The 12,104-nt window shown below is 74.0% G+C and carries 10 protein-coding genes; 6 read left to right on the forward strand and 4 right to left on the reverse strand.

The genetic code is table 11. The annotated features are described in order from the left end of the window. Positions 1-38 precede the first annotated feature (38 nt). From ACFV2X_RS05400 to ACFV2X_RS05415, 4 genes are all read left to right on the forward strand, one after another. Entirely contained in the window at positions 39-1,043 is a 1,005-nt protein-coding gene (locus ACFV2X_RS05400) for an NADPH:quinone oxidoreductase family protein (RefSeq protein WP_385611719.1), read from the forward strand. After that, the gene (locus ACFV2X_RS05405; protein ID WP_385611721.1) at positions 1,040-2,239 is read left to right on the forward strand and encodes an acyl-CoA dehydrogenase family protein; all 1,200 of its coding nucleotides are present in this window, start codon (positions 1,040-1,042) and stop codon (positions 2,237-2,239) included. Before ACFV2X_RS05400 ends, ACFV2X_RS05405 begins: the two co-directional genes overlap by 4 nt. Then, the gene (locus ACFV2X_RS05410) at positions 2,236-3,411 is read left to right on the forward strand and encodes an acyl-CoA dehydrogenase family protein (protein ID WP_385611723.1); all 1,176 of its coding nucleotides are present in this window, start codon (positions 2,236-2,238) and stop codon (positions 3,409-3,411) included. Before ACFV2X_RS05405 ends, ACFV2X_RS05410 begins: the two co-directional genes overlap by 4 nt. A gap of 200 nt (positions 3,412-3,611) precedes the next feature. Next, a complete protein-coding gene (locus tag ACFV2X_RS05415) occupies positions 3,612-3,806 on the forward strand; it encodes a hypothetical protein (RefSeq protein ID WP_014174314.1) in 195 nt (64 codons plus the stop codon). An 18-nt stretch (positions 3,807-3,824) separates the two neighbouring features. On the opposite strand, the gene ACFV2X_RS05420 is transcribed toward ACFV2X_RS05415, so the two are convergent. Then, the gene (locus ACFV2X_RS05420) at positions 3,825-5,138 is read right to left on the reverse strand and encodes a phosphodiester glycosidase family protein (protein WP_385612344.1); all 1,314 of its coding nucleotides are present in this window, start codon (positions 5,136-5,138) and stop codon (positions 3,825-3,827) included. A gap of 209 nt (positions 5,139-5,347) precedes the next feature. Here ACFV2X_RS05420 and ACFV2X_RS05425 point away from each other — a divergent pair, with 209 nt between their 5' ends. Continuing rightward, positions 5,348-6,208: a phosphatidylinositol-specific phospholipase C/glycerophosphodiester phosphodiesterase family protein gene (locus tag ACFV2X_RS05425; RefSeq protein WP_385611725.1), complete on the forward strand. Its 861-nt coding sequence runs from the start codon at positions 5,348-5,350 to the stop codon at positions 6,206-6,208. Positions 6,209-6,387: 179 nt separating this feature from the next. Here ACFV2X_RS05425 and ACFV2X_RS05430 read toward each other — a convergent pair whose 3' ends face one another. Together ACFV2X_RS05430 and xylB are read right to left on the reverse strand one after the other, a co-directional pair. Beyond that, entirely contained in the window at positions 6,388-7,617 is a 1,230-nt protein-coding gene (locus ACFV2X_RS05430; protein ID WP_385611727.1) for an ROK family protein, read from the reverse strand. A 78-nt stretch (positions 7,618-7,695) separates the two neighbouring features. Continuing rightward, on the reverse strand, positions 7,696-9,159 hold the full coding sequence (gene xylB, locus ACFV2X_RS05435) for a xylulokinase (RefSeq protein ID WP_385611729.1): 1,464 nt from the start codon (positions 9,157-9,159) through the stop codon (positions 7,696-7,698). A gap of 168 nt (positions 9,160-9,327) precedes the next feature. Between xylB and xylA the strand changes: the two genes are divergently transcribed. Then, entirely contained in the window at positions 9,328-10,500 is a 1,173-nt protein-coding gene (xylA, locus tag ACFV2X_RS05440; RefSeq protein WP_385611731.1) for a xylose isomerase, read from the forward strand. Positions 10,501-10,618: 118 nt separating this feature from the next. Here xylA and ACFV2X_RS05445 read toward each other — a convergent pair whose 3' ends face one another. After that, complete coding sequence (locus ACFV2X_RS05445) at positions 10,619-11,686, reverse strand: pectinesterase family protein (protein ID WP_385611733.1); 1,068 nt, start codon at positions 11,684-11,686, stop codon at positions 10,619-10,621. Between the last annotated feature and the right edge of the window lie 418 nt (positions 11,687-12,104).

The following is a 12,104-nucleotide window of genomic DNA, read 5'->3' on the forward strand; positions in this document are numbered from 1 at the left end:
ACCGCGCCCCGACCGACAGGGCGTGGGAGGCCACCGGTATGCAGGCATGGCGAGTGCACGAGACGGGCGAGCCGCGTGCGGTGATGCGGCTGGAAGAAGTGGCGGAGCCGGCCGCCGGGCCCGGACAGCTGCTGCTGCGGGTCAGGGCCGCCGACGTCAACTTCCCCGACGCCCTGCTGTGCCGCGGCCAGTACCAGGTGCGCCCGCCACTGCCGTTCACCCCCGGCGTCGAGGTGTGCGGCGAGGTCCTGGCCGTCGGCGAGGGCGCGCAGGGCCGCCCGGGCGACCGGGTCATTGCCACCCCCGCGCTGCCCACCGGCGGCTTCGCCGAGACCACGGTCGTCAGCGCCGCGGCCGCGCTGCCCGCGCCCGACGCGCTGGACGACGCGCAGGCCGCGGCGCTGCACATCGGCTACCAGACCGGATGGTTCGGCCTGCACCGCCGGGCCCGGCTGCAGCCCGGCGAGACGCTGCTCGTGCACGCCGCCGCGGGCGGCGTCGGCAGCGCCGCCGTCCAGCTGGGCAAGGCCCACGGGGCGCGGGTGATCGGCGTGGTCGGCGGCGAGGACAAGGCCAAGGTGGCCCGGGAGCTCGGCTGCGACCTGGTGATCGACCGGCGGCACGAGGACATCGTGGTGGCTGTCAAGGAGGCCACCGGCGGACGGGGCGCCGATGTGATCTACGACCCGGTCGGCGGCGACGCGTTCGCCAAGTCGGTCAAGTGCGTGGCCTTCGAGGGCCGGATCGTGGTCGTCGGTTTCGCCAGCGGCGTCGTCCCCCAGGCCGCCCTCAACCACGCCCTCGTCAAGAACTACGCCATCCTCGGCCTCCACTGGGGCCTGTACAACACCCACGACCCCGCCGCCGTCCGCGCCTGCCACGACGAGCTGACGCGCCTCGCCGCCCAGGGCACGGTCAGCCCCCTGGTCAGCGAGCGGGTGCCGCTGGACGCGGCAGCCGACGCCGTCCAGCGCGTCGCGGACGGCACCACCACCGGCCGCGTCGTGGTCGTCCCGGGGCAGCGCCAGGGGGAGGGGCGATGAGTACGACCACGGAGCGGGTGACCGCCGACGGACTGCGCGACCAGGTCAGGCAGCTGCTCGCCGAGCACCCCGTGGCCACCACGGCCAGGCTGGACTTTCTGCGGGCCCGCTTCGACGCCGGACTCGCCTGGATCCACTACCCGGTGGGGCTCGGCGGGCTGGGTGCCCCCCGCTCCCTGCAGTCCGTCGTGGATGCCGAACTCGACGCAGCGGGCGCGCCGGACAACGACCCCCGCCGCATCGGCATCGGCCTCGGCATGGCCGCACCCACCATCCTCGGCTTCGGCACCGACGAGCAGCGCACCCGTCTGCTGCGCCCCCTGTGGACCGGTGAGGAGGTGTGGTGCCAGCTGTTCAGCGAACCGGGAGCCGGCTCCGACCTCGCGGCCCTCGGCACCCGGGCGGTGCGCGACGGCGACACCTGGGTGATCGACGGGCAGAAGGTCTGGACGTCCAGCGCCCACCTCGCCCGCTGGGCGATCCTGATCGCCCGCACCGACCCGGACCTGCCCAAGCACCGCGGTATCAGCTACTTCATCTGCGATATGACCGACCCCGGGGTCGAGGTACGCCCGCTGCGCCAGATCACCGGCGAGGCGGAGTTCAACGAGGTCTTCCTCACCGGCGTGCGCATCCCCGACAGCCGGCGCCTCGGCGAGGTCGGCGAGGGCTGGAAGGTCGCCCAGACCACCCTGATGAACGAGCGCGTCGCCATCGGCGGCGGCCGCGTCCCCCGTGAGGGCGGCATGATCGGCCGGATCGCCACGGTCTGGCGCGAGCGGCCCGAGCTGCGCACCCACGATCTCCACCAGCGGCTGCTCGGGCTGTGGGTGGAGGCCGAGGCCGCCCGGCTGGCGGGCGAACGGCTGCGCCAGCAACTCGCGATGGGCCAGCCCGGCCCCGAGGGCTCGGCGATGAAGCTCGCCTTCGCCCGCCTCAACCAGGAGATCAGCGGCCTGGAGGTGGAACTGCTGGGCGAGGAGGGCCTGCTGTACGACGACTGGACGCTGCGCCGCCCCGAGCTCGTCGACTTCACCGGGCGCGAGGCCGGCTACCGGTATCTGCGCGCCAAGGGCAACTCCATCGAGGGCGGCACCTCCGAGGTGCTGCTCAACATCGTCGCCGAACGCGTCCTGGGCCTGCCGTCCGAGCCGCGGACCGACAAGGACCTCCCGTGGAAGGACCTGCCCCGATGAGTACCCCGGACAAGCTCACTTCCGAGGCCGATCTGCTCTACTCCGAGGCCGAGGACGATCTGCGCGCCGCCGTGCGGTCGCTGCTCGCCGACCGCTGCCCGCCCTCCGCCGTACTCACCGAGGCGGAGGGCCGCCGCCCGTACGACCCCGCGCTGTGGCGCTCGCTCGCCGTGGAGATGGGGACGGCCGGGCTGCTGGTGCCCGACAAGCTGGGCGGACAGGGCGCCACCGCACGGGAGGCCGCCGTCGTGCTGGAGGAGCTGGGCCGCTCGGTCGCCCCCGTTCCCTATCTCACCAGCGCCGTGCTCGCCGTCTCCGCCCTGCTGGGCTGCGACACCGACGAGGAGCAGGTGGCCCGGCTGCTCGGCGGGCTCGCCGAGGGGAGTGCGGTCGGCGCGCTCGCGCTGCCGCTGTCCACCGCGCCCGGCGGCGCGCCGCCCGCGACCGTCACCGCCGGCGCCGACGGCGCCCTGAGCGGCCGGGTCGGCGGCGTGGCGGGCGCGGTCGGGGCGGATGTGCTGCTGGTCCCCGCCGAGGGCCCGGACGGGTACGGGCTCTACGCCGTGGACCTCGACACCCCAGGCGTCACCGGCGTTACCGGCGGCGTCACCGTCGAGCCGCTGACCGCGCTCGACCTCACCCGGCCGCTCGCCGCGCTCCACTTCGCTCAGGCCCCGGCCCGCCGCCTGGCCGGGCCCGACCGCGCCCGGGCCGCCGTCGGCCGGGCCCTTATGGCGGGGGCCGGGCTGCTCGCCTCCGAGCAACTGGGTCTGGCCGAATGGTGTTTGGCGGAGACCGTACGGCACACCAAGGAGCGCCATCAGTTCGGCCGCCCCATTGGTTCGTTCCAGGCGCTCAAACATCGATTGGCCAGGCTCTGGCTGGAGCTGGTCTCCGCCCGCGCCGCGGCCCGGCACGCCGCCGACGCGCTCGCCGCGGACGGCCCCGAGGTCCCCATCGCGGTGGCGGTCGCCCAGTCGTACTGCGCGCGGGTCGCGGTGCACGCTGCCGAGGAGTGCGTGCAACTGCACGGCGGGATCGGCATGACCTGGGAACATCCGGCGCATCTCTACCTCAAGCGGGCCAAGAGCGACGAGATCGCGCTCGGCACCCCCGGCCACCACCGCGAGGCGCTGGCCGGACTGGTGGACCTGCCCGCCTCCGTCGGCTGAGCAGCCCCGTTCCCGGGGCCGCGCGTGGCGCTTCGCGCGGCCCCGGGAGCGGCCGTGGCGTGCCGTCCGAGGGCGGCCGGGGCGTTCGCACCCGTGATCGGCACTCGTATGGAGCACCGCGATGGCGCGGGTCAAGGGCATAACTGGGCGAAACTGGCGGCCGGATTCCGATCCTCATGAAGCGCCTGAGGAGGCTCGCCATGGCCATTTCGATCTCCGTGGTCCTACTGCTGCTGATCCTGGCGGTGGTCTTCCTGCGGAGCGGAGGGCTGCGTATCTCCCATGCGCTGGTCTGCGTCACGCTGGGCTTCTACCTGGCCAGCAGCAGCATCGCGCCCACCATCTCCGAGGGGCTGGCGGCGACCGCGGACGTGGTCAGCAGCGTCCGGCCCTGACCGGCGGGTCGCGCGGGCTCAGCGGCGGTCGTCCGGCTGGGACGGTACGTCGGGCTGAGACCGTACATCGGGCCGGGCGCGGCTGAACACCGCGATCCCGTTGGGGACCAGTCGCTCGGTGCCGCCCGAGGGATGGTTGCGCACGGTCAACCGCCCACCGTCCGCCTCCCGCGCCACGAGCGTCGAGGAGCCGCCGCCGTCGAGGTTGACCACATCGTCGGCGCCGAGGCCCAGCATCACATCCGCGAGCTCGCTGAGGGTCAGCCCGGCGCGGTAGGCCATCTCGCCGTCCAGCACCAGCAGATACAGCCGATGCCCGCGGTCGCCGATGCCCGCCGCCGTGCGCACCGCCCCGGTGACCGGGTCGAGCCCCTTCAGCCTGTGGCGGTCGCGCACGACCGGAAAGCCGCCGAGCGCGAAGGCGAACCGTGGGCCGTGCGTATCGCGCAGCCCGTAGTCGAAGCGCACCGGGTCGCCCACCCGCAGCTCGCGCAGCGCCCGCGCCCCCGCCTCCCGCCCCACCAGGACGAACGAGTCGGCCTCGATCGGGCCCTTGCCGGGCATGACCGCCCGCTCGGCGACCCGGCCCTCACGCACCGTCACCTCGAAGGTCTCCGCGCTGCAGGGCGCCGACCGGGCGGTGTCCACACCGCAGGTGGCCCGCACCCGGGACGCGCTGCCCCAGTCGGAGGTGTACGCCCCGATGCCGTCCACGGCCACCGCGTACTGGTTCAGCCCGCGCAGCGGCCGGGTGCCCCGCCCCTCCGCCGTCACCGTGCCGCGCAGGGTCAGCCGACCCACCCGGGCGATCCGGTCGGCGCCGACCCCGATGACGTCCTCGGTGGAGGTGCCGAGCGGTGCCGCCGGGCCGAACCGCTGGCCCTGGGGCACCGCCGACTTGAGCGGCAGCCCGCCCGTGACTTCTGGGCCCACCGCGGCGCCCGTCGCGTTCACGCCGGGGTGCTGGGTCTCGGTGATGTCGAAGAAGTCGCCATTCACGGCGGCGATCGCGGAGCGCTCGGCGGCCATCGTGGAGACCCGGGCGCGCGAGGCGACCGCGTCGGGGTGGAGCAGGTCGAGCGAGACCTCAGGCTGCCGCAGATCGACGGTGAGCAGATGGCCCAGCGCCGTGCCGTGCGAGGTGGCCAGTGTGAACTGGCGGTACTCCACGCCGGGCGCCAGCGCGGTGTGCTCCAGATAGCGGGGCGCGGCGTGAAGGGTGGGCACGGAACCCGCCCCGGCCGGGCCCGCTCCGGCCAGTACGCCCCAGGCGAGGACCACCGCCACCGCCACCCCCGCACGCGTTCGCGTATTTCCCGCGGGTCTCCTCACTGCCACGGCGCACCTCCCGTCAACCACCAGGCCAGGGCCATCGCTTCGGGACGCGCCGCGCGTGCCGCGGGAACGGTACGGAAATGGCTGGAGACCACCCGCGGAACTCTTCGCACGCCCCTGCCCAACCGGCCCACGCCGCCCCGATACTCACTGGCGTCCGTCGTGCAACCTCGGCCCGGAGCCGGGGCAAGAGCCGGGAGGCCCCCATGGTCCGCCGTACGCGCCGTGCCTTTGTCGTCACCCTCGGAGCAGCTGTGGCGGGCGGGATAGCCGCCCCCGCATACGCGAGTTCGGGCTCCGGCAGGGGCAAGCCGCCGCTGGCCAGAGCCCACGCCCACAACGACTACGAACACCCGCACCCGCTCACCGACGCGCTCTCCCACGGCTTCGGGAGCGTCGAGGCCGACATCTGGCTGGTGGACGGCCAGTTGCTGGTCGCCCATGACGCGGAAGACCTCGACCCCACCCGCACCCTGGAGTCGCTCTACCTCGACCCGCTGGCGCGGCGCGTCAAGCAGAACGGCGGCCGCGTCTACCGCGGCCACGACCTGACGCTCCAGCTGCTCATCGACATCAAGACGGCGGGCGAGCCCACCTACCTCGAACTCGCCAAGCGCCTGCGCCCCTACCACTCGATGCTGTCCAGCGCCCACGGCGGCGTCGGCGGCCGGGTGCGCCGCTCCGCGGTGGCCCCCGTCATCTCGGGCGACCGTGGCGCGCGGGCCCCCATGGAGGCCGAGCGGGTGCGCCACGCCTTCTACGACGGGCGTCTCGAGGACCTGGGCAGCGGTGTGCCTGCCTCCTTCATCCCGCTCATCAGCAGCAACTGGACGCAGAGCTTCAGCTGGCTGGGCGCCGGTCAGATGCCGTCGGCCGAGCGGGACAAGCTGCGTCAGATCGTGGGCTCGGCGCACGCCAACGGCCAGCGCGTCCGCTTCTGGGCCACCCCCGACGTGGCGGGTGCGGAGCGCGAGGCACTGTGGCGCGAGCTCCTGGCCGCCGACGTCGACTACATCAACACCGACGACCTGGCGGGTCTGGAGAACTTCCTGCGCGGCGCTCACTGAACCGCCCCGCGGACTCACGGCAGTCACTGGCAGATCATATGATCACCACACGCGCCTCCTTGGGAGGCGCGTGTCGGCCAGTCGGGCGACAGCACTCACGACACGCCGGAAGCAGCCGGGTCGCAGGGCTCAGCCAAGCCACAGGGCTCAGCCGGTCCGCAGGGCTCCCCCTGGATGCTTTACGCGCCGTCCTCCCTCAGCGCCGCCGGGTCGTCCAGGACCCCCTGAACCACCGAGCCCGCCGCGCCCAGCACCGGGCCGTCGGAGCCCAGCCGGGAGACGGTCACCACGTCCTGGCCCGGCCTGGCGGGATCCGTGAGCCGCTGCGCCAGTTCCCGCTCCAGGGCGGGCAGCAGCCAGGGCGCCAGCGGGGTGAGCGCCCCGCCCAGCACCACCTTCTGCGGGTCGAGAAGGTTCACCGTGCCCGCCAGGGCGATGCCCAGCGCCGCACCCGCGCCGCGCAGCGCGCGCCGCACCTTCTGGTCGCCGTCCGCCGCGCGCCGGGCCAGCAGGGCGATCCGGCTCCCGGGAGCCCGGTGCGCGTCGGCGGCCTGTTCCGCGGGGATGCCCCCGGCCCGCAGCACGGCCTCCTCGCCCGCGTACTGCTCCAGACAGCCGCGCCCGCCGCATACGCACGCGGGGCCCTCGGGCCGCACCGGCACATGGCCCAGCTCGCCCGCGAATCCATGCGTTCCGCGCAGCAGCCGTCCGTCGATCACCACGGCGGCACCGATACCGATCTCGGCCGAGACATGTACGAAGTCACGCGGCGCGGGGTCGTGCCCGCCGAGCCACAGCTCCGCGAGCGCGCCCAAGTTGGCCTCGTTGTCGACGGTCAGGGGCAGGCCCGGCAGCGCCTCGCGCAGCGTGGGGCCCACATCCACGCCCTGCCAGCCGAGGTTCGGCGCCCGCACGACTACGCAGGACTCGCGCGCCACCAGCCCGGGCACCGCCACCGCGAGCCCCACCGGCCGTAGCCCCTCGCCCTCCGCCTCCGCCGCGACACGCCGTACGAGCTCGGCGAGTCGCCCGAGCACGGGGCCCGGCGCGCCGTCCCGGTTCGCCGACTCGACCTGGGCCCGTACCCGCACCCGCCTACCGAGGTCCATCGCGCACACTGCCAGGTGGTCCACGCCTATCTCCGCGCCAAGACCGGCCGGTCCGCGCTCGTTGAGCTGCAGCGCGCTGCCGGGGCGGCCGACCGTGCCCGGCCGGGACGGCCCGAGCTCCACCAGCAGCCCGTCCCGGGCCAGCTCGTCGACAAGCGTCGAGACGGCGGCCCGGGTCAGCCCGATCCGGGCCGCGACGGCGGCGCGGGACAGCGGGCCGTGCGCGGCCACGGTGTGCAGCACGAGGGAGAGGTTGCGTCTGCGCATCGCCTGCTGAGTGTTGGGCAGTGGCGCTGCCACCTGACGGGTCTCCTGTCTTTGCCGTGGGTCCTGGCGGTGATGGACCCCGCGCTGTACCTCCGTGGCCCGGCCCCGACCCTACGGCGTGGAGCTGCGCAGCAACGCGTCGGCATCGGACAGGACCCCGCCCAGCCGCTCCAGCGCCACCTCGTCGCGCTTCACCGCCTCGTACGAGGGCCCCTCCGCCGTCTTCCAGCGCCGGGCCACCGCTGCCGGGTCCTCGCCCAGCAGCAGGCCCGCGGCCTGGGCGGCCGCGCCGAGTGCGACCAGCTCCTCGGCCCGGGGCACCTGGACGGGCCGGCCACTGAGGCGGCGCACCGTCTCCCGCCACGCCGCGCCCTTGGCGCCGCCGCCGATGAGCAGCAGCGGAGCGTCGGGCGCGGCGTCCGCGTCCAGGACCCGGTCGAGCGCGGTGAGCAGCGCGAACACGGCCCCGTCGTAAGCCGCCTGGAGCAGCTGACCCGGCGTCGTGTCATGGCGCAGCCCGTACAGCAGCCCGGAGGCCAGCGGCAGGTCGGGGGTGCGCTCGCCGTCGAGGAACGGCAGCAGGACGGCCGAGCCGCCCTGCTCCACCGCCTCGCGCTCGCGGCCGAGCAGGGCGGCGATCCGGTCCACGGCCAGCGTGCAGTTGAGCGTGCAGGCCAGCGGCAGCCAGGCGTCGCGCGCGTCCGCGAACCCCGCGACCACCCCGGTGGGGTCGGCGGGGCGGCGCGCCGAGACGGCGTAGACGGTGCCGGAGGTGCCCAGGCTCAGTACGGGTTGCCCGGGCCGCAGCCCGAGGCCGAGCGCCGCCGCCATGTTGTCGCCCGTACCGGTGGCCACCAGGGCGCCGTCGGGCAGCGGCAGGTCCGGGCGGTGCCGTACGGTTCCGGCCGCCTCGCCGTGCCGCAGTACGCGCGGCAGCAGGTCGGGGGAGAGACCGACGCGCTCCAGGATGTCCCCGTCGTACGACTCGCTCGCCGACGCCCACCAGCCGGTGCCGGAGGCGTCGCCGCGGTCGGTCGTGCCCTGGCCGGTGAGCCGTTCGGTGAGGTAGTCGTGGGGGAGCCGGACGGCGGCGGTGGCCCGCGCGGCCTCGGGTTCGGTCTCCTTCAGCCAGGCCCACTTGGTGACGGTGAAGGCGGGCGCGGGCACGCTGCCGATCCGCTCCGCCCACGCCGCCGGCCCGCCCAGCTCCTCGACCAGGCGGTCGCGCTGCGGGGCCGAGCGCACGTCGTTCCACAGCAGCGCCGGGCGCACCGGGCGCCCCGCGGCGTCCAGCGTGACCAGGCCGTGCTGCTGGCCGCCGACCGAGATCGCGGCCGCCTGCCGGGCGTGCGCCCCGCACTGGCCGAGCGCTTCGGCCAGCGCCCGCCACCACTGCTCGGGGTCGCTCTCCTTGCCGTCACCCCCCGCTCCGCCGCCGACGGTGTGCGGCGCCTGGCCGCGCGCGACGACCTGGCCGGTCGCGGCGTCGACGACCAGTGCCTTCGTGGACTGCGTGGAGCTGTCCACGCCGATCACCAACGGTCCCTCGGGCACGGGCACGGCTGCTGCTGCCATCGCGCTCTCCCTTTCACGTTCCTGTGTACGGCTGGCCAGGTGTGAGGCTGGTCGGTGTGGGGCCGACCAATCTCCGGCTGACCAGTGTCCGGCTGAGCGGGGCTTCCCCGGAATGCTCGTGCATACTAATTTGTAAAGCGCCATGACGAAATAGGCGAGGGAGCCGCGATGAGCTACAACCCCACCCCCGAGGACAAGTTCACCTTCGGTCTGTGGACGGTCGGATGGCAGGGCAGGGACCCCTTCGGGGACGCCACCCGCCCGGCGCTCGACCCCGTCGAGTCCGTGACGCGGCTCGCCGAGCTCGGCGCGTACGGCGTAACGTTCCACGACGACGACCTGATCCCCTTCGGCGCCTCCGAGACCGAGCGCGAGTCACACATCAAGCGCTTCCGGGAGGCCCTGGACGCCACGGGCATGACCGTGCCCATGGCCACCACCAACCTCTTCACCCACCCGGTCTTCAAGGACGGCGCGTTCACCGCCAACGACCGGGACGTCCGCCGCTACGCGCTGCGCAAGACCATCCGCAACATCGACCTCGCCGTCGAACTGGGCGCCAAGACCTATGTGGCCTGGGGCGGGCGCGAGGGCGCCGAGTCCGGCGCCGCCAAGGACGTACGCGCCGCGCTCGACCGGATGAAGGAGGCCTTCGACCTGCTCGCCGCCTATGTCACCGAGCAGGGATACGACCTGCGGTTCGCCATCGAGCCCAAGCCCAACGAGCCGCGCGGCGACATCCTCCTGCCGACCGTCGGCCACGCCCTCGCCTTCATCGAGCGGCTGGAGCGGCCCGAGCTGTTCGGCGTCAACCCCGAGGTCGGCCATGAGCAGATGGCCGGGCTGAACTTCCCGCACGGCATCGCCCAGGCGCTGTGGGCGGACAAGCTCTTCCACATCGACCTCAACGGGCAGTCCGGCATCAAGTACGACCAGGACCTGCGCTTCGGGGCGGGCGATCTGCGGGCCGCCTTCTGGCTCGTCGACCTCCTGGAGACGGCCGGCTACCAGGGCCCGCGCCATTTCGACTTCAAGCCGCCGCGCACCGAGGACATCGCGGGCGTCTGGGCGTCCGCCGCCGGGTGCATGCGCAACTACCTCATCCTCAAGGAGCGGGCCGCGGCCTTCCGCGCCGACCCGGAGGTCCAGGAGGCGCTGCGCGCGTCGCGCCTGGACGAGCTGGCGCTCCCGACGCTCGGCGAGGGGGAGACCCTGGCCGGTCTGCTCGCGGACCGCGCCGCCTTCGAGGAGTTCGACGTCACGGCCGCGGCGGAGCGCGGCATGGCCTTCGAGCGCCTGGACCAGCTGGCGATGGACCACCTGCTGGGCGCCCGCGGCTGACCGCGGGTGGCGGCCGGCCCACGCGATGGTGGGCCGGCCGTCGGTGGTAACGATGTGAGCCGGCCGCCGGTCCAGCCCCCCGACGGGACCGGCGGCCGGGTTCCGGGGACCGGAGCCGTCAGGGCGTCCAGTCGCCCAGCCAGTCCGCGATCTCGTAGTCCGCGGCCTGGGAGTCGCTGAGCTGAGGTCGGTCGGTGCTCGCCGACCCCGAACCCGCCCCGGTGTTCTTGTACTCGGCGAACCGGTCGTCCTTCCAGGAGAAGCCGCTCATATCCGTCCACGGGGTGGTCCGGACCGCGGCGCTCAGGGCGGTGTTGCGGACGATGGCCTGCGGGTCCAGGCTCGCGTCGCCGCCCGCGTGCCAGGGGCGGCCGAGGTAGTGGCTGCGGTCGCTGACATCGCCGGTGACGTTGCTGTTGATGATCAGGAAGCCGTGTTTGCCGGCCGCGGTCGACGGCGCGGCCACATATCCGGCCGAGCTGCCGTCGTACCGCTTGACCAGCCGTATCGTCGACTTGGTGATCACGGCGGAGGCGCGGCCGAAGATGAAGTCGACATTGCCCTGGATCCAGGCGTTGTTGACGTACACCCGGCCGACCTTGTCCTTGCTCGCCGAGTCCAGCAGCAGGGTGTCCTGGTCGCCCAGGGCCCCGATGTTGTCCAGGACGATCTTGTCGCCCGCGGTGCGCAGCGCGACCGCCTGCTTGTCGGTGATGCTGGTGTTCGCCTCGTTGAAGTCGTTGACGAACTGCAGATTGCGGGCCTGGAAGTCGTCCGCCTCGACGGCGAAGGTCGCGCTGCCGCTGGTGCCGTAGGTCCCGCCGCCGGGCTTGGGGGTGCCCGAGGCGTTGTTGTAGACGATGGTCACGTCGTTCTTGCTGCTGGTGGTGCCCACCAGCCGGATATGCGGCTTGTTGCTGGGGATCTTCACGGTCTCGCGGTACGTGCCGGGCTTGACGGAGATGGTAACGGCGGAGGTGTTGTTCGCCGGCACCGCGTTGACCGCGGCCTGCACGGTGGTGTAGTTGCCGCTGCCGTCCTTCGCGACGACGATCGTCGCCGCGGCCTTGGCCTGCGCCGCCGGTGCGCCCGCGGCGACCAGCACGGCACCTGTGGCCAGGGCGAGAGGGGCGCTGACGAGCGGTCCAGTGAGGCGCCGCCGGGGGCGCCGGTCCGTTGTGGACATGGGGGGTGACTCCATCCCGTGGAGACGTGCCGGACATGCTGATGCCCTGCGGTTGCCGCGCGGGACGGAAAGGTTGCCGGGTGGGGTTGGCGGGGCGGGGGTACGGGGCTGGTCTTCGCCGGGCCCGCGGCGTCGGGGCACGCCCCGGCCACCGCCGGGCGGGGTGCCCGCGGCCTTCGGCCTGGAGGCGTCTCCGGTCGGCGGTGGTCGGCACGCCGCCGCGCGGCGAGGTCGCGGCCCGCCCGCCCCGCCGCGGCTCCGTGGCCGTCTTCGGCGGTGGTCAGGGGTGCTCCTCTGCCGGCGTCGGCCCCCACGGCGTCGGTCGCCGATGACTCCGCCCCGGCGTGCTTGGCTCACCTGGCGAGGGGCGCCGCAGCTGGCCGCCCCACGCTGGACCAGCGCGGGGAGCGCGGCCCCG

Source organism: Streptomyces sp. NPDC059679 (assembly GCF_042734105.1).
In the GTDB taxonomy this organism is placed as follows: Bacteria; Actinomycetota; Actinomycetes; order Streptomycetales; family Streptomycetaceae; genus Streptomyces.

Excerpts from the sequence above, each read along its gene's own strand:
- ACFV2X_RS05445 (WP_385611733.1), bottom strand. The coding sequence starts at position 11,686 with ATGTCCACAACGGACCGGCGCCCCCGGCGGCGCCTCACTGGACCGCTC.
- ACFV2X_RS05410 (WP_385611723.1), top strand. The coding sequence starts at position 2,236 with ATGAGTACCCCGGACAAGCTCACTTCCGAGGCCGATCTGCTCTACTCC.
- ACFV2X_RS05405 (WP_385611721.1), top strand. The coding sequence starts at position 1,040 with ATGAGTACGACCACGGAGCGGGTGACCGCCGACGGACTGCGCGACCAG.
- xylA (WP_385611731.1), top strand. The coding sequence starts at position 9,328 with ATGAGCTACAACCCCACCCCCGAGGACAAGTTCACCTTCGGTCTGTGG.
- xylB (WP_385611729.1), bottom strand. The coding sequence starts at position 9,159 with ATGGCAGCAGCAGCCGTGCCCGTGCCCGAGGGACCGTTGGTGATCGGC.
- ACFV2X_RS05415 (WP_014174314.1), top strand. The coding sequence starts at position 3,612 with ATGGCCATTTCGATCTCCGTGGTCCTACTGCTGCTGATCCTGGCGGTG.
- ACFV2X_RS05425 (WP_385611725.1), top strand. The coding sequence starts at position 5,348 with ATGGTCCGCCGTACGCGCCGTGCCTTTGTCGTCACCCTCGGAGCAGCT.
- ACFV2X_RS05400 (WP_385611719.1), top strand. The coding sequence starts at position 39 with ATGCAGGCATGGCGAGTGCACGAGACGGGCGAGCCGCGTGCGGTGATG.